The 22,331-nt window shown below is 60.4% G+C and carries 22 protein-coding genes and 3 tRNA genes; 7 read left to right on the top strand and 18 right to left on the bottom strand.

Annotated elements, in window-relative coordinates; genetic code table 11:
• Positions 1–369: 369 nt before the first annotated feature.
• The 3 genes from B5495_RS04740 to purD form a co-directional block, all read right to left on the bottom strand.
• Positions 370–711 carry a histidine triad nucleotide-binding protein gene (locus B5495_RS04740; protein ID WP_079551756.1) on the bottom strand — a complete coding sequence of 114 codons (342 nt, stop codon included), beginning with the start codon at positions 709–711 and terminating at the stop codon, positions 370–372.
• A 110-nt stretch (positions 712–821) separates the two neighbouring features.
• Entirely contained in the window at positions 822–1,694 is an 873-nt protein-coding gene (locus tag B5495_RS04745) for a phosphoribulokinase (protein WP_079551758.1), read from the bottom strand.
• Positions 1,694–3,013 carry a phosphoribosylamine--glycine ligase gene (gene purD / locus B5495_RS04750; protein ID WP_079551760.1) on the bottom strand — a complete coding sequence of 440 codons (1,320 nt, stop codon included), beginning with the start codon at positions 3,011–3,013 and terminating at the stop codon, positions 1,694–1,696. Before purD ends, B5495_RS04745 begins: the two co-directional genes overlap by 1 nt.
• Positions 3,014–3,150: 137 nt before the next feature.
• Between purD and B5495_RS04755 the strand changes: the two genes are divergently transcribed.
• Positions 3,151–3,864, top strand: coding sequence for a 16S rRNA (uracil(1498)-N(3))-methyltransferase (locus B5495_RS04755; RefSeq protein WP_079554909.1), 714 nt, complete (start codon positions 3,151–3,153; stop codon positions 3,862–3,864).
• Between the two features lie 17 nt (positions 3,865–3,881).
• Here the strand turns inward: B5495_RS04755 and rloA3 are convergent, their stop codons facing one another.
• From rloA3 to rnr, 12 genes are all read right to left on the bottom strand, one after another.
• The gene (gene rloA3, locus B5495_RS04760) at positions 3,882–4,448 is read right to left on the bottom strand and encodes a retropepsin-like aspartic peptidase RloA3 (RefSeq protein WP_079551762.1); all 567 of its coding nucleotides are present in this window, start codon (positions 4,446–4,448) and stop codon (positions 3,882–3,884) included.
• Between the two features lie 12 nt (positions 4,449–4,460).
• Positions 4,461–5,768, bottom strand: coding sequence for a lytic murein transglycosylase (locus tag B5495_RS04765; protein WP_079551763.1), 1,308 nt, complete (start codon positions 5,766–5,768; stop codon positions 4,461–4,463).
• 81 nt (positions 5,769–5,849) lie between these two features.
• Positions 5,850–6,923, bottom strand: a complete 1,074-nt coding sequence (gene hemH / locus B5495_RS04770) for a ferrochelatase (RefSeq protein WP_079551765.1) — start codon at positions 6,921–6,923, stop codon at positions 5,850–5,852.
• A 201-nt stretch (positions 6,924–7,124) separates the two neighbouring features.
• Positions 7,125–7,427, bottom strand: coding sequence for a DUF6482 family protein (locus tag B5495_RS04775; protein ID WP_079551767.1), 303 nt, complete (start codon positions 7,425–7,427; stop codon positions 7,125–7,127).
• A 216-nt stretch (positions 7,428–7,643) separates the two neighbouring features.
• Positions 7,644–7,937, bottom strand: coding sequence for a hypothetical protein (locus B5495_RS04780; protein ID WP_079551768.1), 294 nt, complete (start codon positions 7,935–7,937; stop codon positions 7,644–7,646).
• A gap of 149 nt (positions 7,938–8,086) precedes the next feature.
• The gene (gene dnaB, locus B5495_RS04785; RefSeq protein ID WP_079554911.1) at positions 8,087–9,475 is read right to left on the bottom strand and encodes a replicative DNA helicase; all 1,389 of its coding nucleotides are present in this window, start codon (positions 9,473–9,475) and stop codon (positions 8,087–8,089) included.
• A gap of 222 nt (positions 9,476–9,697) precedes the next feature.
• The gene (gene rplI, locus B5495_RS04790) at positions 9,698–10,144 is read right to left on the bottom strand and encodes a 50S ribosomal protein L9 (RefSeq protein ID WP_079551770.1); all 447 of its coding nucleotides are present in this window, start codon (positions 10,142–10,144) and stop codon (positions 9,698–9,700) included.
• Between the two features lie 15 nt (positions 10,145–10,159).
• On the bottom strand, positions 10,160–11,011 hold the full coding sequence (locus B5495_RS04795; protein WP_079551772.1) for a hypothetical protein: 852 nt from the start codon (positions 11,009–11,011) through the stop codon (positions 10,160–10,162).
• 12 nt (positions 11,012–11,023) lie between these two features.
• On the bottom strand, positions 11,024–11,251 hold the full coding sequence (gene rpsR / locus B5495_RS04800; protein ID WP_079551774.1) for a 30S ribosomal protein S18: 228 nt from the start codon (positions 11,249–11,251) through the stop codon (positions 11,024–11,026).
• A gap of 59 nt (positions 11,252–11,310) precedes the next feature.
• The gene (rpsF, locus tag B5495_RS04805) at positions 11,311–11,709 is read right to left on the bottom strand and encodes a 30S ribosomal protein S6 (RefSeq protein ID WP_079551776.1); all 399 of its coding nucleotides are present in this window, start codon (positions 11,707–11,709) and stop codon (positions 11,311–11,313) included.
• A gap of 159 nt (positions 11,710–11,868) precedes the next feature.
• Positions 11,869–12,669, bottom strand: a complete 801-nt coding sequence (gene rlmB, locus B5495_RS04810) for a 23S rRNA (guanosine(2251)-2'-O)-methyltransferase RlmB (RefSeq protein ID WP_079554912.1) — start codon at positions 12,667–12,669, stop codon at positions 11,869–11,871.
• 2 nt (positions 12,670–12,671) lie between these two features.
• The gene (gene rnr / locus B5495_RS04815; RefSeq protein ID WP_079551778.1) at positions 12,672–15,038 is read right to left on the bottom strand and encodes a ribonuclease R; all 2,367 of its coding nucleotides are present in this window, start codon (positions 15,036–15,038) and stop codon (positions 12,672–12,674) included.
• A gap of 281 nt (positions 15,039–15,319) precedes the next feature.
• Between rnr and B5495_RS04820 the strand changes: the two genes are divergently transcribed.
• From B5495_RS04820 to B5495_RS04830, 3 genes are all read left to right on the top strand, one after another.
• Positions 15,320–15,406: transfer RNA gene (locus tag B5495_RS04820), tRNA-Leu, on the top strand.
• A gap of 62 nt (positions 15,407–15,468) precedes the next feature.
• Positions 15,469–15,555, top strand: a tRNA-Leu gene (locus B5495_RS04825).
• Between the two features lie 61 nt (positions 15,556–15,616).
• Positions 15,617–15,703: transfer RNA gene (locus tag B5495_RS04830), tRNA-Leu, on the top strand.
• A 236-nt stretch (positions 15,704–15,939) separates the two neighbouring features.
• Here the strand turns inward: B5495_RS04830 and B5495_RS04835 are convergent.
• Both B5495_RS04835 and B5495_RS04840 read right to left on the bottom strand, forming a co-directional pair.
• Entirely contained in the window at positions 15,940–16,785 is an 846-nt protein-coding gene (locus B5495_RS04835; RefSeq protein WP_079554914.1) for a DNA/RNA non-specific endonuclease, read from the bottom strand.
• Positions 16,786–16,889: 104 nt separating this feature from the next.
• Positions 16,890–17,165: an Lrp/AsnC family transcriptional regulator gene (locus tag B5495_RS04840; RefSeq protein ID WP_079551780.1), complete on the bottom strand. Its 276-nt coding sequence runs from the start codon at positions 17,163–17,165 to the stop codon at positions 16,890–16,892.
• Between the two features lie 291 nt (positions 17,166–17,456).
• Between B5495_RS04840 and B5495_RS04845 the strand changes: the two genes are divergently transcribed.
• Entirely contained in the window at positions 17,457–17,768 is a 312-nt protein-coding gene (locus B5495_RS04845) for a high-potential iron-sulfur protein (RefSeq protein WP_079551782.1), read from the top strand.
• Positions 17,769–17,856: 88 nt separating this feature from the next.
• On the opposite strand, the gene B5495_RS04850 is transcribed toward B5495_RS04845, so the two are convergent.
• Positions 17,857–19,875, bottom strand: coding sequence for an oxidoreductase (locus B5495_RS04850; protein ID WP_079551783.1), 2,019 nt, complete (start codon positions 19,873–19,875; stop codon positions 17,857–17,859).
• A gap of 332 nt (positions 19,876–20,207) precedes the next feature.
• Here B5495_RS04850 and B5495_RS04855 point away from each other — a divergent pair, with 332 nt between their 5' ends.
• Both B5495_RS04855 and B5495_RS04860 read left to right on the top strand, forming a co-directional pair.
• Complete coding sequence (locus tag B5495_RS04855) at positions 20,208–20,540, top strand: hypothetical protein (protein ID WP_079551785.1); 333 nt, start codon at positions 20,208–20,210, stop codon at positions 20,538–20,540.
• A gap of 191 nt (positions 20,541–20,731) precedes the next feature.
• Entirely contained in the window at positions 20,732–22,330 is a 1,599-nt protein-coding gene (locus tag B5495_RS04860; protein WP_079551786.1) for a bifunctional GNAT family N-acetyltransferase/carbon-nitrogen hydrolase family protein, read from the top strand.
• Position 22,331 lies beyond the last annotated feature (1 nt).

The raw sequence follows: 22,331 nt of genomic DNA on the forward strand, positions 1-22,331 counted from the left end.
TACAAAACCCGACAGCTGCCACCTGCCCTTGTAGGAGGGCAGCTCTGCTGCGCGACCGTGTAGCCACTTCATTCAGGCAGGCCAAAAGCCTGCATCGCCCGGTAAACCGGCCTCCTACAAAACCTGACCGCTGCCACCCGCTCTTGTAGGAGGGCAGCTCTGCTGCGCGACCGTGTAGCCACTACAACAGGCAGGCCAAAAGCCTGCATCGCCCGGTGAACCGGCCTCCTACAAAACCCGACAGATGCCACCTGCCCTTGTAGGAGGGCAGCTCTGCTGCGCGACCGTGTAGCCACTACAACAGGCAGGCCAAAAGCCTGCATCGCCCGGTAAACCGGCCTCCTACGGACACCCGACCAACGTCACGTTTTACCCCGCCGGCCAGGTGAATGCGCGGCCGCCCAGCAGGTGCATGTGGATATGATAGACCGTCTGCCCGCCCAGCTCGTTGCAGTTCATCACTACGCGGTAGCCGTCTTCGGCAAAGCCGTTCTCTTTGGCCAGGTGGGCGGCAGTATGCTGCAGGCGCCCTACCGTCGCCAGATCGGCCGGCTCAATATCGTTGAGCGTGGCAATGTGCTTTTTGGGAATAATCAGCACGTGGGTCGGCGCCTGGGGGTTGATGTCGTTGAACGCCAGCACGTGCTCGTCTTCGTAAACGATGTCAGTCGGGATCTCACGCTCAATCATTTTGCAGAACAAACAGTCCATAACACCCTCCTTGCGATAATCGGCCGCGCGGCGCACCGCGCTTAACGCCTGATACCGTAGCGTCTTTCCACGGCGTATGCCATTAGCTGGCTCAACGGGTACCACGGCACTTAACGAAAGCGCCGTTCGGCCAGCAGCTGGCGCAGCAGCGGCCCCAGGATCAGCTCCATGGCCAGCGCCAGCCGCGCGCCGGGCACCACCAGCGTATGCGGCCGGGTCATGAACGAATCGTGAATCATCGCCAACAGCCACGGGAAATCGACCCGCGAGTGCTCGCGAAAGCGGATCACCACGAAGGATTCGCCGTCGGTGGGAATATCCTGCACCTCAAAGGGGTTCGAGGTATCCACCGTAGGCACGCGCTGGAAATTGATATGCGTGCGCGAAAACTGCGGCTGAATGCAGCGCACGTAGTCGCCCATGCGCCCCAGAATGGTGTCGATCACCGCCTCCTGGGAGTAGCCGCGCATTTTGGTATCGCGGTCGATCTTTTGAATCCACTCAAGGTTCATGGCCGGCGCCACGCCAATGAGCAAATCGACGTGGCGGGCAATGTCGTAGTCTTCGGTGACCAGCCCGCCGTGCAGCCCTTCGTAAAACAGCAGATCGGTCCCGCTGGGCAGCGGCTGCCATTCGGTGAAGGTGCCGACCTGATAGCCGGCTTCGATTTTCTGTTTGTCTTCGGCATGAATATAATGGCGGTAGTCACCGCTGCCGTGCTCGCCGTATTCCACAAACAACGATTCCAGCCGGTCGAGCAGGTTGGCTTCTACCGAGAAGTGGGAGAGTTTTTCGTAGCGTTCAGGCGCCGAACAGTACATACGGTGCAGATCATTGCGGGTATAGCGGTGGAACGCATCGCCGTCGACCATCGCCGCGTGAACGTCTTCACGCTGAAACATGCGCTCAAAGCTGCGCCGCACCGTGGTGGTGCCGGCACCGGACGAGCCGGTGACGGCGATAACCGGGTATTCGCGTGACATCAGGTGCCTCGCGCCTTGGCCTGAGCCGCCTGATCCCGCTCACGCGCAATGGCGCGGTGGGCGATATCACGGCGGTATTCCACGCCTTCCCAGCGCACGTTTTCTACCCCCTGATAGGCGAGCTCGCGCGCCTCGAGCACGCTGGAGCCAATCGCCGTGACGCACAGCACGCGCCCGCCCGCCGTCGTGAGTTCGCCGCTCGGCGAGTGCGCGGTGCCGGCCTGAAACACCTTGCAGCCGGCGCGTTCCGCCGCGTCAATGCCGGTAATGACATCGCCCTTGCGATAGCTGTCAGGGTAACCGCTGGCGGCCATGACCACGCCCACCGCGGCGCGGCTGTCCCAGTGGCATTCGTGTCCGGCAAGCGTGCCGTTGGCGCCGGCCAGGCAGAGCTCGGCGAAATCCGAGGTCAACCGCAGCATGATCGGCTGGGTTTCCGGATCGCCAAAGCGGCAGTTGTACTCGATGACCTTGGGATTGCCTTCGGTATCGATCATCAGCCCGGCGTAGAGAAAGCCCGAGTAAGCGTTGCCCTCGGCGGCCATGCCGCGCACCGTGGGCACGATCACCTGCTCCATGATGCGCGCGTCCACCTTGGGGGTGATCACCGGCGCCGGTGAATAGGCGCCCATGCCACCGGTATTGGGGCCAGTGTCGCCGTCAAAGGCGCGCTTGTGGTCCTGGCTGGTGGCCATGGGCACGATGTTCTCGCCGTCGACCATGACGATAAAGCTGGCTTCTTCGCCAGTGAGAAATTCCTCGATCACGACCCGGGCGCCGGCACCGCCAAAGGCGTTGGCTTCCAGCATGTCGCGGATGGCCGCCTCGGCCTCAATTTCGGTTTCGGCGACGATGACGCCCTTGCCCGCGGCCAGGCCGTCAGCCTTGATGACGATCGGCGCGCCGACCTGAACCAGGTACTCAAGCGCCGGCGCCACGGCGGTAAAGGTCTGATAGTCAGCGGAAGGAATCGCGTGACGGGCAAGGAAATCCTTGGTGAACGATTTGGAGCCTTCCAGCTGGGCGGCCGCACGCGTGGGGCCGAAAATTGCCAGTCCGGCGGCTTGAAAGCGATCAACCACGCCGTCTACCAGCGGCGCCTCGGGGCCTACCACGGTGAGGCTCACCTGCTCTTTTGTGGCCAGTGCCACCAGCGCCTCGATGTCGGTCGCCGCCACGGCGACGTTTTCCAACTTGGGCTCGTCTGCGGTGCCGGCGTTACCCGGCGCTACCAGCACCCGTTCAACGCCTGCCGACTGGGCCAGCTTCCACGCCAACGCGTGCTCGCGGCCACCGCCGCCTATCAGTAAAACCTTCATGCTGTTCCTTTCTGGCTAGAGTTTCATTGGGCCGGTGCCACATTCGCAGCGCACGTTGCATGCGCGTATTATGCCACAGCCAAACGCCACACCTGCATACGCAGCGACCGATCAACCATGCCACGGTTTTAGCCACCATGAACCTGATTTTACTCAGCCCGCAGGACATCATCGCCGAAGGCTGCGCGGTAGTGCGCGACCCGCGCCGCCTACGCCACCTGCGCGACGTGCACCGCGTCACGCCCGGCGCGCGCCTCACCGTTGGCCTTGCCGGCGGGCAGATGGGCAAGGCCGAACTCACCGCGCTCAGCGATGAACAGGCGACTTTCCACTTTGAACCGCTTGCCGAGACGCCACCGCCGGCGCTGCCCGTGCACCTGGTGCTGGCGCTGCCACGCCCGCGAATGCTCGCGCGTACGCTGGAGCACGTCACCGCGTTGGGGGTGAAAGACATCACCCTGCTGCATACCCGACGCGTGGAAAAAAGCTACTGGCAGTCGCCCGAGCTGATGCCGGAAAAAATCCATCAGCATCTGGTGCTGGGGCTTGAACAGGCGCGCGATACGCAACTGCCCGACGTAACGCTGCGGCGCGGCTTTCGCCCTTTTGTCGAAGACGTGCTGCCCGAGCTTTTGGCTAACCGGCGCGGACTGGTCGCCCATCCGGGCATGGCCCAGACCTGCCCGCGAGCGCTGACAGAGCCGACGCTTCTGGCCGTGGGGCCCGAGGGCGGCTTTATCGACTGGGAAATAGACCAGCTGCTCGCCGCCGGCTGTGAAGGCATGCACATGGGGCCACGTATTCTACGGGTGGAAACCGCCGTTACTGCCCTGTTAGCACGGCTGTTCTAAAAGCTGCCAACAGGCGCCTAATCGTCTTCCGGTTCGTGCTCGACAAACTCGGCATCCTCACCGCAATTGGCATCGTTTTCAAAGGTCTCGCGCACGTCAAGATGCCCCAGATGGCTGATGGTGCGCCGCCCCAGGAGTACCGGATAATTCATTTTACCGCGGTTGCGCAGGCTGAACTGTTCTTCATACACGGTATCGCCCACGCACAGGTTGAGCAGCACGACCGGACGCTCGTCGCGGCCGCCGGCACCACGCACAGTCAGGATGCGATACAGCGGCCGCTCAACGTCTTCGCTAGCTTCCTCTCCCGTGTCTTCATCTTCCATCTCGAAACGAAAGCGTACCCAGTCATCGCCGTCTTTTTCAAAGCGCTCGATGTCGCGCGCATCAAGGGAAGATGTCAGCGCGCCGCTATCGAGCTTGGCCTTGACCATGATGTCCCAGGGCTTGAGCTCGGCTTTTTCTACCCAGCCAAACACCTTGGGCGAATCGTCTGCGCTGGCCGCGCCGGCACTCAGCAGGCAGCCCACTGCGAGGCCTACGGCAATGCGCGCTATTGATGAAGGCATCAGTGATGGTCGCATATAGCGTCTCCATTAAATGTTTTCCAGCCGCTTGAGCAGCCCCTGGGTGGCAAAGCCGTCCGGCGTCAGCCCCTGGCTACGCTGAAACGCACGCAGCCCGCGGCGGGTATTCGGCCCCATAATGCCGTCGGCGCCGCCCACGTCATAACCGGCAAGATTGAGCAGCCGCTGCAGCGCGTTGACGTCGTCGCGGGTCAGCGGCGCTTCTTCTCGCGGCCAGCTCTGGCTGATACCCGCGCGCCCGGCAATGGCATCGCTTAATTTGGCCACGGCCAGCGCGTAGCTGGTGGCATTGTTGTAGCGCAGAATGGAACGGAAATTGGGGCCCACAAGAAAGGCGGGGCCGTGCGCGCCGGCAGGCACAATTACTGCCGCACTGTCGAACTCTGGCAGCGCGCCGTCGATCGCACGCACGTCCTGACTGCGCCATTCCGCCGTACTCAACCGCCCCGTCTGGGCATAGTCGAAGCTGCCCGGCAGTTGGACTTCGGTGCCCCAGGGCTGGCCGGCTTGCCAGTTGGCGCGCTTCAGATAGTTGGCGGTAGATGCCATCACATCAGGAATGCTGTCCCAGATGTCGCGGCGACCATCGTCATCGCCATCAACGGCGTAGGCCACAAAGCTGGTGGGAATAAACTGCGTATGCCCCATCGCCCCGGCCCAGGAACCCACCATATCGTCGGCGGCAATATCCCCGGCGTCGATGATCTTGAGCGCGGCCAGCAGCTCGTCGCGGGCAAAGTCGCGGCGGCGCCCTTCAAAGGCCAGCGTGGCAAAGGAATCCAGCGTGGAAAAGTCACCAAAGTGGCTGCCGTAGTTGCTCTCGATCCCCCAGATGGCCACGATCACCTCGGCCGAAACGCCGTAGCGACGCTCCATTTCACGGGCGGTATCGCGGTGGGCTGCGAGTTTTTCGCGCCCGGTATTCACCCGGGTGCTGGAGACGGCGGTATCCAGATACTGCCAGATCGGCCGGACGAACTCCGGCTGATAACGGTCGTGCTCGATCACTTTAGCGCGAAAGCGAACGCCGTCCAGCGCGCGCGTCAGCGTACGTTCGCTGACGCCCTGATTGGCGGCATAGCGACGAAAATCGGTCAGCCAGGCTTCAAAGTTGGCATGGTGCTCGCCCGCTTCCGGCTGCGGTGCGGCCTGGCTGTCCACTTCGGCCATCAGTCCCTTTTCTGCCTGTGCTGCCTGTGCTGCACCGGCTGCCAGCAAAAGCCCCAGCAGCGAGGCGCGAGCCAGGCCTGACGCGTTTAATACAGGCCGGTCAAAATCCGGCTGAACGGCCCGTATTTTCTTCGTGAAAGACAACATGTAAATCCTCAGCATTCCGTAGCGATGTCCGCGATGATCGCTTAGAAAAACCGATGCTGCCAGTCACGTCAAGCACCGTCGCTACGTCAGCCAGCCGCCCAGCTCGTTGTTGGCGATATCCACCAGCGCGTCGATATGGTCGTCACGATCATTCAGACAGGGAATGTAGGTGAAGGTCTCGCCGCCGGCGGCCATGAAGCTGTCGTGAATTTCTTCCTGAATTTCTTCAAGGGTCTCCACGCAGTCGGAGGAAAACGCCGGTGAGATGACCGCAATGTGCTTATGTCCCTGCCGCGCCAGTTCCGCAACGTGGTCCACCGTTGCCGGCCCCACCCACTTTTCCGGGCCAAACTTCGACTGAAACACGGTGTCGATCTCACCCTTTTCCCAGCCCAGCTGCTCACGCAGCAGCCGCGTGGTTTTCTGGCAATGGCAGTGGTAAGGATCGCCATCGAGCAAAAACCGCTCGGGCACGCCGTGGTAGCTGGCCACCAGCTTGCTGGGACGCCCGTCAAGGGTCTGGTAAACCTCCGTAACCGAGCTTGCCAGCGCCTGCAGAAAGCCGGAATGCGCAAAATACGCCGGCACCGTGCGGATGGACGGCTGCCACTTCATCTTCATCAGGGTGCGAAACGCCTGATCGTTGGCCGTGGCCGTGGTCGGTGAGCCGTACTGCGGATACAGCGGGAAGAACACGATGCGCTCGCAGCCCTTTTCCGCCAACCGCTTGAGTACGCTGTCGGTCGACGGATTGCCGTAGCGCATACAGAAGTCCACTTCCACATCATCGCCGTACAATGCTTTCATGCGCTCGGTGACTTTTTCCGTTTGCGCCCGGGTAATGGTGAGCAGCGGGCTTTCATCTTTCTCGGTGTTCCAGATGCTTTTGTAGGCTTTTCCCGAGACAAAGGGACGGCGCGTCAGGATCACCAGCTGCAGAATTGGCTGCCACTTCCAGCGCGCATAGTCGACGACGCGCTGATCCGATAAAAACTCGCCCAGGTAGCGGCGCAACGACCAGTAGTCGGTATTATCCGGCGTGCCCAGATTAGCCAGCACCACGCCGACCTTGGCACGTGCGATGGGGGGATGGTCACTTTGGGTATGGCTCAGACGGCCTTCGCCCGGCTGGTCCTTGGCGGCGTTCTCGCTCATGGCTAGTCTCCTGAATCCGGCAATTTAGCGATGCCCGATGATAGCATTTTTGAGCAAAACTACAGCACCATGTTATGCAAACACACTACAAAAATACCCGCCATGTATAACAGCGAGTCAATTTAAGGCAGGAAAAAGACAGCTCAGACACGCGCCACGGCAGGTCTGGAAAAGATCGACCGAAAAGCAGGACGACAGGGATTAGAATGACAGCGGCATGCGCGGCGTCACCGGCTCGTGGTGGTAAGCCTCATGGCCGATAAGCTCATCGTGGGCCACGTGCTGGATCAGATAGGCACGATGAATGCCGGCGCGCTTGAGCTCGGTGTACACTTCGTCGAGGGCGCGAAACAGCATGGGCTTATTACGCTGCATTAACAGATGACGACACCCTTCCACGTCTTCAAGCTCCACCTGATAGAGATGGCTGCCGGCGTGGGTAATCACGCGAATATCAAAATTGTCGTGACGGCCGGCAAACTGCTTGAGTTCTTTTAGCTCCATGAGCCCCTCCTGTGGATAACACTATTATTGGCGTTGTGATGTTAACGGCGGTGAGCGACGTTGCATCCTCACCGCCTGTGCGGCACATGATGTGCCGCGGCCAATGACATCTGTATTACACGGACATGTCGACATTGTGACGACAAAATCGCTGGAGAGTTTCGGCACGTTGGGGATTCTGAACGCCGGGGTTCTGAACGTTAACTAAATGCGGCGTTATTGATATTCCGACGGATCAATGGCTTTACCCAGCGAGTTACGGTCTACCCACCTGCCGGCTTTGGTTTCCTTGTAGCGGAACACGACCCGATCGCCAATCACCACCGGAAGTTCGCCATCTTCGGTTTGATAGCTGTATTCTTCGCCGTCTACCGTCAACGCATAGCGGAACAGGTCGGGCATGCCCAACCATTCCTTGAATGGCCCTTCGCGTTCCAGGGCTTCCAGGGTTCCACGGGCTTCCAGTTTGGGTATGCGCGGCCGATTACCGCGTCGAAAACCACCTGCCATCCTCGATCCTCTTTGCTGTTTAGTCGCTGCTAAAATAAGTACGCGCTGTTGAAATAGGGGCGCCTGGGTGCATGCCGTGTGCTCATCCGGCTCCCCGGAAGGGCCGGGCATTATACGTGCTCGCCGGCGAGTCTCAAGCCGGCACCGGATCAGCCGCCAAAGGTCTCGCCATAGCTGTCCGGCGCCAAATCCTCAAAGCGCGTGTACTTGCCGATAAACGCCATATGCACGGTGCCGATCGGCCCGTTACGTTGCTTGCCGATAATCAGCTCGGCAAGACCCTGATTATCAGGATTATCCTGGTTATACACTTCATCGCGATAAACGAAGGCGATGACGTCGGCGTCCTGCTCGATCGCGCCCGATTCACGCAGATCCGACATTACCGGGCGCTTGTTGGGGCGCTGCTCAAGTGAACGGTTGAGCTGGGAAAGCGCGACCACCGGGCAGTCAAACTCTTTGGCCAGCCCCTTGAGCGAGCGGGAAATTTCCGAAATCTCGCCGGTGCGGTTTTCGGAAAAGCCGGGTATCTGCATCAGCTGCAGATAGTCGATCATGATCATCGCCATATTGCCGTGTTCGCGCACCACGCGACGAATACGCGAGCGCATCTCGTTGGGCGACAGCGCGGCGGTGTCGTCAATAAACAGCTGCTTGTCCTTGAGCAGGTTGACCGCCGAAGTCAGCCGCGGCCAGTCTTCATCCTCAAGCTGACCGGTACGCACGCGGGTCTGATCAATGCGCCCAAGCGATGACAGCATCCGCAGCATCAGCGACGGCGCCGGCATCTCCATGGAAAACACCATGACCGGCTTGTCGTTGGAAATCACCGCATGCTCAACCAGATTCATCGCGAAGGTGGTCTTGCCCATCGAGGGGCGGCCGGCAATGATCACCAGGTCCGATGGCTGCAACCCCGTGGTCATCTCGTCGAGATCACGAAAGCCCGACGACAGCCCGGTCATTTCGCCCTTGAGGTTGAACAGCTCGTCAATGCGGTCCACGGCCTTGGTCAGCAGGTCGCTCATGCCGATCGGGCCGCCCGTTTTGGGGCGCTCTTCGGCAATCTGGAACACCAGCCGCTCGGCTTCGTTCAGCAGCTCATCCGCCGGCCGGCCCTGGGAGGCAAAGGCGCCGTCGGCAATCTGATTGGCTGCCCGGATCAGCTTTCGCAGCGTGGCGCGCTCACGCACGATGTCGGCATAGGCGCGAATATTACTGGCCGAAGGCGTGTTACGCGCAAGCTCTGCCAGAACGCCCAATCCGCCCACGGACTCCAGCTGATCGCGGGCCTCAAGCCCCTCGGAAAGCGTCACCACGTCAAGCGGTTGGCCGGCCTCGGCCAGATGCAGCATCACGTTGAAGACCAGGCGATGCTCATAGCGGTAAAAATCATCCGCGGCGAGCCGGTCAGCGATGTGCTCCCAGGCCTGATTGTCGAGCATCAGCCCACCCAGCACCGACTGCTCGGCCTCGAGGGAATGAGGCGGCAGCTTCAACGCTGCCGTTTCCTGATCCACCGACGGCGCGGACTGCATGGCGTCCTGCATGGAAGGCTCCTTGGCAATTAAGCGAATACGATCGGGAAAGGCGCATGGTCATGGCGCTGGGGTAATACGCCAGGCCAGTTTATCAGGCGCAACACCACGCGCCAGCACGAACGCCGAACCGAGACGAGAAAGGGCGCGGAGGAAATTTCCCCCGCGCCCTTTTACATCGTCTTGAGCAGCGGCACGGCGTGCCGCCTACCCGGTTATGGTTTATTCACCCACAACGACGATGCGTACAACGGCATGGACTTCAGCGTGCAGACGCAGGTCAATGTCGTATTCGCCGGTCTGGCGAAGCGGGCCCTGCGGCATGCGGACTTCGCTCTTGGCGACGTCGAAGCCGGCAGAAGAAATCGCATCGGCCAGGTCACGCGGACCAATCGAACCGAACAGCTTGCCTTCTTCACCGGCCTTGGAGACCAGCGACAGCTCAATGTCGTTGAGCTGTTCAGCGCGCGCTTCGGCTTCTGCCTTGCGCTCGGCGGCCTGAGCTTCAAGCTCGGCACGCTGCGCTTCAAAAGCAGCGATGTTGTCTTTGGTTGCCGGAACGGCATGGCCGTACGGTACCAAATAGTTACGACCGTAACCGGGCTTAACGGTGACTTTGTCACCCAGGCCGCCCAGCTTACCAATTTTGTCGAGCAGAATGACTTCCATCTCGTAAACCTCTTGTCAGGTGCTGCGGGCCAGACGTCCGCGAATGTTCGCGAATGAGTCAACCAGCCCTAACAGCAGCACAATGAGAATCATGGGCCAGGTGGTAATCAGCAGCGCATAAAATGCCGCGAGCCACAGCCCGTTCATCCCCTTTAAACCAATAATACCGTGTACCAGCGCCACACCGGCAATCAACAGCGGCACCCAGCCAAGCAGTACAAAGCCCGCGACGCCAAACAGCATGCTGATAACCCCAAGGCCTATCAGTATGGCAAGCTCGCGTGGCGCCAGACGCAACGCGTGGAATTCCTGGCGAAACCCGCCGGGATTATAAATCCCGGCCTGCCAGCTGCGCGCAATCGCCAGACAGACAACGGTTGCCAACAGCACCACAAGACCGGTCACACCGCCAACGACCAGTTCGGCCAGAAACGCCGTGTCGTAGCCTTGCGTGCCAAGCTCGGTGAGCATGCCATCAAACTCGGCTGAACTTTGGCGTAGCTGCTCCAGCATGGCCTCGGTGCCGCCTGGCGGGCTGAAAATGCCCAGCTGAATCATGCCGGCACACACCAGCGTGCCTACAATCAGCGTCTCGCCCCAGCGCATGCGCTCGCGCAGGACAACACCCATCAGCGTTACCAGCAGCACGCTTGTCAGAGGCACCACATCGCCTTGAGTCCACCACCAGCCAGCCGGGATGGCCGCAGCCATAATCACCGGCAGCGCGGAGACAAACCCTTTGCGCAACGTGACCAGTGCGGCAATCGCCGCGCCCAGCCAGAAAAGCCAGGGCACAAGCGACGCCAGCGCAGCTGCGCCAACGGCGTAGCTCGGGCGCTGCATCAGCCAACGGGCGAAAGCCAGCATGACGTTAGCGGCTTACTGGTGGCTATCGGTGTAGGGCAGCAGGGCCAGGTAGCGCGAGCGCTTGACCGCGCTTGCCAGCTGGCGCTGGTAACGTGCTTTGGTGCCGGTAATGCGGCTGGGTACAATTTTGCCGGTCTCGGTGACGTAGGCTTTCAGCGTGTCCAGATCTTTGTAGTCGATCTGCTTGACGCCTTCAGCGGTAAAGCGGCAAAACTTGCGGCGACGGAAAAAACGTGCCATGGAGTAGCTCCTTAATACGTACGGTGAATAAAACGTTGGCCGGTATCGGTCAGGACGTTTTAGGCAGACTCAGCGCTGGGCTTATCGTCACGCGGCTTATCGTCACGCGGCTTGTCTTCGCGACGCGGGCGCTTGTCTTCAACCGGCTTCATCATCGGCGACGCTTCGGTAACGGCTTCTTTGCAGCGCAGTACCAGGCTGCGGATGATGGCGTCGTTGAAGCGGAAGATGCTTTCGATTTCTTCAAGCGTCTCGCCTTCGCACTCAACGTTCATCAGCACGTAGTGGGCTTTGTGGATCTTGTTGATCGGGTAAGCCATGTGGCGACGACCCCAATCTTCCAGGCGATGCACAGTACCGCCGTTTTCGGTGACGATGCTGGTATAGCGCTCGACCATAGCCGGCACCTGCTCGCTCTGATCCGGGTGGACCATAAACACGATTTCGTAATGACGCATGGAATCTCCTTGCGGTTTGACAGCTTCCGTTGAGCGCGCACGCCACAGGGAAGCAAGGAGTTAAACCGGATGCCCGGTCCGGGTCACGCGAGCGCGACCCGGACCGGGCATCCAGCAGAACAAGGGCGCCCGCTTGCGACACAAACGGGCGCTGGCATCTTAGAGAAGTGGCGCGTGACTTGCAAGCCGACGCTGACGCAATGCCTCGAACAGGCAAATGCCGGTGGCCACCGACACGTTCAGGCTGGATACCTGCCCGGCCATCGGCAGCTTGGCCAGGTAATCGCAGGCTTCACGGGTCAGCCGGCGCATGCCTTTCGCTTCCGCCCCCATGATCAGCGCCACGGGGCCGGTGAAGTCGATATCGTACACGCTTGCGCGGGCCTCGCCGGCGGTCCCGGTAATCCACACGCCGGCGTCTTTCAGGGCGGCAAGCGTACGCGCCAGATTCGTCACCTGATACACCGGCACGCTTTCAGCGGCACCGCAGGCCACCTTGCGCACGGTGGCGTTCAGCGGTGCGGCTTTATCCTTGGCCACAATAACGCCGTGAGCGCCGGCGGCATCGGCGCTGCGCAGGCAGGCGCCGAAGTTGTGTACGTCGGTGACGCCATCAAGCACCAGAAAAAGCGGCGGCGTGTCCGCCTGCCAGGCGCGCAGCTTGAGCATCAGCGAGGCTTCACTTTCCGGCGTAAGCGGCTGGCAAAAGGCGACGACGCCCTGATGCGACGCCCCCTGGGTAAGCTGATCCAGCGCTTCACGCGGCTGCTCTTGCACGCTGGCACCCAACGCCTTGGCCCGGCTGACTACCGCCTGCAGGCGCTTGCCCGCGCCCTGCTGCGTCCATAGCACCTTGGGCGCTTCGCCGCGCTCAAGCAGGCTTTCCAGCGCATGTACGCCAAAGACGTGATCCAGCCCTTCCGGCGGGCGCGGCCCGCGCCGCGCTGAGGACGATTTCACGCTCACTGCGACGACCCCGACTCCGTGGGCGAGGATGACTCCGCCGATGCCGATGGACGCCGCGGCCCACGGCGCTTGCGCGATGAGCGACGCGAATTCGAGCTCGGCTTCGGGCTCGGGCTCGGTGGCCTTTCATCGGCCAGGTTGAAGTCGATCTTGCGGTCGTCCATATCGACCCTTGCCACCTGCACGCTGACGCTGTCGCCCAGCCGGTACGTGGTGCCGGTACGCTCGCCTTTGAGGCGGTGCTTCTCGGCTTCGTAGTGGTAGTAATCCGAGGGCAGCGAGCTGATATGCAGCAGCCCTTCGATGTAAAACGCGTCCAGCCGCACAAACAGCCCGAACTGCGTCACCGATGCCACGGTGCCGTCAAACGTCTCGCCCAGCTTGTCAGACATGAACTCGCACTTGAGCCAGCCTTCGACGTCGCGGGTGGCGTCGTCAGCGCGGCGCTCGCTCATCGAGCAGTGCTCGCCCATTTCCAGCATCTGCTCGAAGGTGTAGGGGCACCACTGGCTCGGCGGCTGCACCGGCGCGCCTTCGGCACGCAGCACGGTATCGGTCTTGCGCGGGCCACGCACCACCGAACGGATGGCGCGATGCACCAGCAGGTCGGGGTAGCGGCGAATCGGCGAAGTGAAGTGTGCATAGGCCTGATACGCCAGACCGAAGTGGCCTTCGTTCTGCGGCGAATACACTGCCTGATTCATCGAGCGCAGCATGACGGTCTGAATGATGTCGGCGTCGGGCCGGTCGACGACGCTGGCACGCAGCGCCTGATAGTCCTGCGGCGTGGGGTCGTCGCCGTTGGGCAGAGTCAGTCCCAGCTCGTTCAAAAACAGCCGCAGCTTGTCCAGCCGCTCCGTCGAGGGCTTTTCGTGGATGCGATAAAGCGCCGGCAAATCGTGCTTGTCGAGAAAACGTGCGGTGGCTACGTTGGCCACCAGCATGCACTCTTCGATCATCTTGTGGGCATCGTTACGGCGGCGCGGCACGATTTTTTCAATCTTGCGCTCGTCGTTGAACACGATAGCCGTTTCGGTGGTATCAAATTCGATCGCACCGCGCTTGCTACGCGCGCCACGCAGCGCTTCATAAAGCTCGTGCAGCTGTTCAATCGGCTTGACCAGCGCACTGTGCTCATCGCGCAGCGCGGCGCCATCTTCGCTGTTGTCGTCGAGCATCGCCGCGACCTTGTTGTAGGTCAGCCGCGCGTGGGAATTCATCACCGCTTCATAAAAGCGGTAGCCGGTGAGTTCGCCAGCGGATGAGATCGTCATCTCGCACGCCATCACCAGCCGATCCACTTTCGGGTTCAGCGAGCACAGGCCGTTGGACAGAAGCTCCGGCAGCATGGGTACCACCTGGCCGGGGAAATACACCGAGTTGCCGCGCCGGCGGCCTTCATCATCCAGCGGCGTGCCGGGGCGCACGTAGTGCGACACATCGGCAATGGCGACCAGTAGTTTCCAGTCTCCCGCGTCGCTTTTCCAGGCGCACACGGCATCATCAAAGTCCTTGGCGCTCTCGTCATCGATGGTCACCAACGGCACGTCGCGCAGGTCAATGCGGTTTTGCTTGTCTTCTTCGAGGACTTCGGCGGCGATCGTGGCGATCTGGTCAATCACCTCGGGCGGGAACTCGGCAGGAATCTCGTAGCTTCTGATGGCGATATCGATTTCCATGCCCGGGTCCATACGCTCGCCCAGCACTTCAATCACCTCGCCCACCGGCTGTACCCGGGTGGCGGGCTGCTGGGTGATATTGACCGAGACAACCTGCCCGTCCTGTGCACCGGCGCAAACGCTGTGCGGGATGATGACTTCCTGGGTGATGCGCGGGTTTTCCGGAATCATCACGCCGAATTCCGGCGTGTTGCGCCGATAAACGCCCACCATGGTCGGCGTATTACGCGCCAGCACTTCAACAATAGTGGCTTCTTCACGCCCGCGCCGGTCGCGACCGCTGACTCTCACCAGCACGTAGTCGCCGTGAAAAACGCGCCGCATCTGCCGTGGCGGCAGCACAAGATCGGGTTTCTGGCCATCGTCGCGGAGCAAAAAGCCAAAGCCGTCACGGTGACCCAGCACTTTGCCCTTGATCAAATCCAGCTTGTCGATCAGCGCATAGGCGCCGCCGCGGTTACGCAGCACCTGGCCATCACGCTCCATGGCGGCCAGACGACGACGTACCGCCTCCTGCAGGTCTTCATCATCAAGACCCAGCATGCGGCTCATGCTGTCGTGAGTGATCGGCTTGCCGTAGGTTTCCAGCGCCGCCAGCAGGTATTCGCGGCTGGGGGCAGGATTGGGGTACTTGTGCGCTTCACGGCTGGCGTGCGCGTCATCACTTAACGTCCATTCTTTCATGCGGTAAGCATCCTTGAAGGCGTGCATGGAAGGCGGTGGAGCCTGGCAGGCGCGACGCGCTGCGAGCAACGAGATTCAGCGATCAAAGCGCTGACGAAATAGGGTGTTTGTTTGGTCATGGGTGCAGTATAGCGTTGCGCGGGCAATCACCCAACCGCCGAATACCGCATGTCTTCAACTAATAGCTTTCTTAATGGCTTTCTTGATGGCTTTCTCGCTGCAATCTCCTGCGTTAAAAAGACTTGCATTTTACCACCACCCCGGTAGTATACGCGCCACTTGCCCGGGTGGTGGAATTGGTAGACACGCTAGCTTCAGGTGCTAGTGTCCGTATGGACGTGGAGGTTCAAGTCCTCTCCCGGGCACCAATTCATTGTTTGACAGCAGGCATAACGCTGTGAAAAATGCATTGGTGCGCAAGATTGTATTCGCCCAGGTGGTGGAATTGGTAGACACGCTAGCTTCAGGTGCTAGTGTCCGTATGGACGTGGAGGTTCAAGTCCTCTCCTGGGCACCATACGAATACAATCGGCAAGTCAGACAGACTAGAAGTGGAAAAGCAGCAACAGCATTGATGCGCCCAGGTGGTGGAATTGGTAGACACGCTAGCTTCAGGTGCTAGTGTCCGTATGGACGTGGAGGTTCAAGTCCTCTTCTGGGCACCATAATTGAGAACATTGTTTTTATGGACTGTGTTCATGGTGAGTGTCGCGCATCTTGTATTGCTTTTAGCTTCATCTCTATAGATTGATCCCTTCGTTATTCCCTCTCGCTGTACGCTATACCCTCTCTTCGCTATACCCTCTATTCGCTATACCCCCTATTATTGCGTCTGTTTTCCGCTATTTTCTGTGTATTTCCCGCTGTACGCCTATTTTGTCGCGTTGTTGACACGCTGCGCCTACTGAAAGCGTCCCGGCTTGCGCGCCACAGCGTCGAGCGCCCAGCCTTTTACCCGCAGCTGACTTTCGAGCGCCGCTTCCATCGCGGGCGTTAAATCGGGGAAAAAGTTGAGCCCCGTGCGCGCTTCAACCGCATCAATACTGACGGCATAGTCGTCGAGCGGCTCATTGCCCTTAACGTCCTGGGGCATGATAAACGCCAGCGCCCTCGGAGACTCGGCATCCGGTGCGACAATAATCTTGTAAAACGCGCTGGGGACTTCCACCAGCCCCACGCGATTAAACACGTTATCCATGAAATGTTCGGGATAAACGGGGCCGCTGATGACCTGCAGCCGCTCAAAGCGCGGGGCAAAATGATCCATTACCGACTCTTCCAGGCGCTGCCAGAGCTGACGGTTCAACTCCGGCGTTTGCGGCAGCATGTTACTCATCAAAAACGTACTCACCTGCGCCTCGCGGCCATGCACGGCGGCAATGGCGTAGTTGGGCGCCAGATGCCCGCGATCATAGCCACTTTTGAAATAGCTGTCGGTTTTCACCGGCCACAGCGTGCGCCAATCGGTTTTAAAGCCGGGGCGCCCGCCAATCCGGTTATCCTCCACGGCGTTCAGCTGATAGCTCACCCAGAGCGCGCCCACGCGCACGTCTGACCAGCCCACCAGATAGCCATCGTTGCGCAGTACGCGATGCATACTGGTGGGCGTCAGACTTTCCCAGGTGGGCACGCCCATCCAGGTGTAATCGTCGCGGTACTGACGCTCCTGAAACTGCCACAGCCCGGTACCGGCAATCACGAACAACAACGAAATACCCAGGCGACGTCCTTGTCGTCGCCAGCGCAAAAAAGGCTTGGCCACAGGTTAGCTCCAACAGCAGGATGAAAAACAACAGCAACGGCAAAAAAGGCAAGAGCCGCCATGCGGGCGCGGTCAGCGCGTGGAAAACGCTACCATCCGAGAGAAAACATGCTTTCCAGATCGTGGCGCGAATGTACCTGCATCGCGTTCAGGGTTTCCGTATCGCTCACGCCCTCTACCGCGTTCAGCCGTTCGGTGACGAGCTCGGCCAGGCTTTCAAAATCGCGGGTGCGGGCAATGGCCACCAGATCATAGCGGCCGCAGGTGGAATACACTTCGCTGATACCCTCAACGTCGGCCAGCCGCTCAGCCACGGACTTGACCTGGCCTTTTTCGGTGTTGATCAAAATGACTGCGTTTTGCATGGCACCCCCTGAGCACTCGTCTTGAAACGATCGTCGCGTAAAAAGGTCAGTATATCAGCGCGCCGGCATATCGCGCAGCTTTGCGACACCCGCTGCGCGACAGATTGCCGCAGTTCTTCCACAAGCCGGTCGCACAGCGCGAGCGGTTCCGCTAGCATGTCAGACAAGACTGCCCGAAAGAGGCGGCAAGCAGGGTAAGACCGAACATAACAGGATTGCCCTGATGCAATAAAAAAAGGTGGACTCACCACCCGAGCACCGTGACCCGCAACGAGAATAACAGGAGACATCATGGCTAATCAGAGTCGACGCAATTTTATGCGCACCAGCGTGCTGGGGCTTGCCGCCCTGCCGCTAGGCGCCGGCATCCTGTCCCAGACGGCCTTTGCCCAAACGCTTCCCCGTCTGGACCCATCATCCAGCAATGCCAAAGCGCTTAACTACGTGGAAGTGGCCAGCGAAGCCAGCGACCATCCGGCGTTTGAAGAAGGCGAGCACTGCGCCAACTGCATGTTCTATACCGCCGATAGCCAGGGCTGCCAACTGTTCCCGCAGAACAGCGTAGAGCCTCAGGGCTGGTGCCAGTCCTGGACCGCTGCCTAACGGCCGACGCGTTTTACCCAATGCCCGCACAAGCCCGCCGCGACCTTAACGGTCTGCCGGCGGGCTTTTTTTCTGCTCAACGTTCGGATTACAGGGCGGCGGCCAGCCGGGTGCCCTGCTCGATGGCGCGCTTGGCATCCAGCTCAGCCGCTTCATCCGCGCCACCGATGACGTGCACACCGCGCGCGGCAAGCGGCGCCACCAGTTCGCGCACCGATTCCTGACCGGCACACACGACAATGGTATCCACTTCCAGATGCTCGGCCTGACCTTCGCGCTGGAAATGCAGCCCCGACGCATCAATGCTGTCGTACTCACAGCCTGACAGCATGGTGACTCCGTGTTTTTTCAGCGCCGCACGGTGTACCCAGCCGGTGGTGATGCCCAGCCCCTTGCCGGGCTTGGTGGTCTTGCGCTGCAGCATTACCACGTTGCGAGGCACACGCGGCGGCTCGGGGGCTTGCAGGCCACCCGGCGCATTAACGCCCAGATCCACGCCCCATTCGCGACACCAGGCGTCGATATCCAGCGCGGTGGCCGCCTGGTTGACCAAAAGCTCGGCGACGTCAAAGCCGATGCCGCCGGCGCCGATAATCGCCACGTTCTGCCCGACTCGCTCGGGGTGTTCAATCGCCTCGGCGTAAGACAGTACCCTGCCTTCCTCGGCCCCTTTCTCAATGCCGGGAAGGTCAATGGCACGCGGGCGCACGCCAGTGGCCAGTACGACGTCATCGAAGCCGGCCAGGGTTTCAGCATCAGCGGCGGTATTCAGACGGATCTCGACGGCGTGCTTATCGAGCATGGTGCGGTAGTAACGCAGCGTTTCGTTAAACTCCTCCTTGCCGGGAATCTTGCGCGCGTAGTTGAACTGCCCGCCAAGCTCGCTTTGCTGTTCAAACAGCACCACGCGATGCCCACAGCTGGCAGCGGTAACAGCGGTTGCCAGCCCCGCGGGCCCACCGCCCACCACGGCCACCCGTCTGGAGGTTTGCGCCTGCTCCACGATAAGCTCGGTTTCGTGGCAGGCACGCGGATTCACCAGGCACGAGGTCAGCTTGCCGGCAAAGGTGTGGTCCAGACAGGCCTGGTTGCAGGCAATACAGGTGTTGATTTCATCAGCGTTGCCGGCACGGGCTTTGGCGACCCATTCAGGGTCGGCCAGAAACGGCCGCGCCATGGAGACCATATCCGCATGGCCGTCAGCCAGCACGCGCTCGGCCACTTCAGGCATGTTGATCCGGTTGGTGGCGATCAGCGGAATCGCAAGCTCGGCTTTCATGCGCCGGGTCACGGCGGTAAAGGCGGCCCGCGGCACGCTGGTAACAATCGTCGGCACCCGCGCTTCGTGCCAGCCAATGCCGGTGTTGATGGCATCTGCCCCGGCGGCCTCAATGGCACGGCCTAACGCCACGACTTCTTCCCAGGTGCTGCCGTCTTCCACCAGATCAATCATCGAGAGCCGGAAAATCAGTGCAAAATCTTCGCCCGTGGCCTCGCGAATCCGGCGTACTACGTCCACGGCAAAGCGCGTGCGGTTGGCAAAGCTGCCGCCCCAGTCGTCATCGCGCTGGTTGGTACGCCGGCAGATGAACTGATTGATCAGGTAGCCTTCCGAACCCATGATTTCGACGCCGTCGTAGCCGGCCTGTTGGGCCAGAGTGGCACAGCGCACGTAATCGCTGATCTGCTGTTCGACTTCATCGCTGCCAAGCGCCCGCGGGGGAAACGGATTGATCGGCGCCTGAATCGCCGATGGCGCGACAAGTTCCGGCGAATAGGCATAGCGCCCGGCGTGCAGAATCTGCATGCACAGGTGCCCACCCTCCGCGTGCACTGCCTCAACCACCTGCCGATGCTCGGGCAGCTGCGCTGCCTCCGTCAGCGCGTGGGCGCCCTGAAACACTGCGCCCTCGGCGTTGGGCGCAATACCGCCGGTGACAATCAACGACACGCCGGCGCGGGCACGCTCGGCATAAAACGCCGCCAGGCGCGCAAAGCCGCCGGACACTTCTTCCAGATTGGTGTGCATGGAGCCCATCAGCACGCGATTGGCCAGGGTCAGCGAGCCAAGCCTGAGCGGCTGAAACAGCTGGGGGTATGCAGTCATCACGATCTCCTAACGCCTTTTTTCAAACAAGCGTATGACATCCTGAGCGATGCGTATAGCCCTCTCCCGTCCGGGTATAAGCATCGATATAAGACCAGGCCCTCGCCACCAGGCCGCCGACAGACAAAAAATCAGGGAACAAAATACGCTCGTCACAGACCAAAGGAGTAAGAGTAAAAGTCATTGCTCAAGGCTTCGGAAAACAGAAGCGATGCCTTATTTTTTGCAACCTTTATACTTGAATAAATTTCTGTATCATTTATGGTTAACAACACGTCCCAGAAAATGATGATCGATGGACGAGTCTTTCAACCGCACGACACGAGGTGTCTATGACGATTTCCATGAAACAGGGCCTCAAGACAGTAGCAGTCGCAGGTGCATTCAGCCTTTTCTCCGGCATGGCGTTCGCTGACCATCACAACGAAAACGCCGCTAACCCGGAAACCGGCACAGACTCAGCCAACGATCCCACTGATGTACAGCCGGAAACACAGCAGCACGGCACCATTGATCCCGACGAGCCGGTGGTCAGCGCGCAGGAAAACACCATGAGCGACAACGACCCCTCAAGCGAAATGAGCCCCGACGGCATGCTGCCCGAAGAGGACGGTCTTGATGACGATCACGGCGTCGATTCCGATAACGTTCCGTACGACGAATAACTACCCCAGCCTGAACGGCAACGACAAACGCAGCCCCGGCTTTTACCGCCGGGGCTTTTTTATACCTGCCCGCCGCCCGGCATTCAGCCTCGGGGACTCACGGCTTTGCGCTGCCAACGCGCGTGCTACCATGCCCCGACTGTTTTGCTTGACCTGTTTTTTTCGACGGCCTTTTCAACCGGGGTATTGCCATGTCGCTTGAAGATCTGCACCTGAATCTGCGCAACCTGACACCCGCCGACTATCCGCCGCTAAAGGCATTGATGGACGCCGTTTATCACGATATTGGCGGCGCCTGGTCAAACCTCACCATCGACAAGCTGATTCAGGCCTTTCCCGACGGGCAGATCGTGATTGAAGACGACGGTGTGCTCGTAGGCGTGGCGCTCACCGTTCAGGTGGACTACGACGAGTTTTCCAACCCCCACCGTTACGATGATCTTATCGGGCACCGTGAGATCATTCTCAACAACGCCGAAGGCGATGCGATGTACGGGCTGGACGTGCTGATTCACCCGGACTACCGCGGCTACCGTCTGGGGCGCCGGCTTTATGAAGCGCGCAAGGAGCTGTGCCGTTCGATGAACCTGCGCGCGATTCTTGCCGGCGGGCGAATTCCCGGGTATCACCAGCACGCCGACGCGTTAAGCCCCGCCGCCTATATTGAAAAAGTCGCGCGCAAAGAACTCCACGACACGATTCTGTCCTTTCAGCTGGCCAACGATTTTCAGGTCAAGCGCCTGCTGCGCAAATACCTGCCGGAAGACGCCCAATCCCGGGGCTACGCCACGCTACTGGAATGGAACAACATCCTGTTCGAACCGGCCGAGCGCGTGATCAACACCCGCCCCACCCAGGTGCGCGTGGGGGCGGTGCAGTGGCAGATGCGCGAATTTTCTTCAGTAGACGCCGCGCTGCAGCAGATTGAATACTTCGTTGACGCCTTGTCGGATTACCAGAGCGACTTCGCGGTGTTTCCGGAGCTGTTCAACGCACCGCTGATCGGACTTCAGGATCGCGCCGCCCAGCAGGACCCTATCGGTGCCATCCGCTTTCTAGCCAGCTTTACCGAGCGGTTCAAGACCGAGCTTTCACGCATGGCGGTGGCCTACAACATCAATATTGTCGGCGGCTCGATGATCGAAATCGGCGACGATGACCGGCTCTACAACATCGCCTACCTGTTCCACCGCGACGGCAGCGTCGAGCGCCAGGCCAAACTGCATATTACCCCGCAGGAGCGCCGCGACTGGGTGATTGAAGGCGGCGATGACCTCCAGGTATTTGACACCGACGCCGGCCGGGTGGGGATTCTGATCTGCTACGACGTAGAGTTTCCCGAACTGTCACGCCTGCTGGCCGATCAGGACATGGACATCCTGTTCGTGCCTTTCTGGACCGATACCAAAAACGGCTACCTGCGCGTACGCCACTGCGCTCAGGCACGGGCGATTGAAAACGAGTGCTACGTGGTGCTGTGCGGCAGCGTCGGCAACCTGCCGTCGATTGAAAATCTGGACATCCAGTATGCCCAGTCGGCGGTGTTTTCCCCGTCCGACTTTGCCTTCCCCCACGACGCGGTGCTGGCCGAAACCACGCCCAACACCGAGATGATCTTTTTCTCGGATCTGGACCTCACGCGCCTGACCGTGGTGCGCGCCGAAGGCTCGGTCACCAACCTGAAAGACCGCCGCAAGGATCTTTTCGACCTGCGCTGGCGGGACTGGTCATGGAAGTCCGGCGCCAATCTCGAGCACGAGAAAAAGCGCGACGACGACAAGCACCGCTAGC

The organism is Vreelandella subglaciescola, assembly GCF_900142895.1.
Classification (GTDB): Bacteria; Pseudomonadota; Gammaproteobacteria; order Pseudomonadales; family Halomonadaceae; genus Vreelandella; species Vreelandella subglaciescola.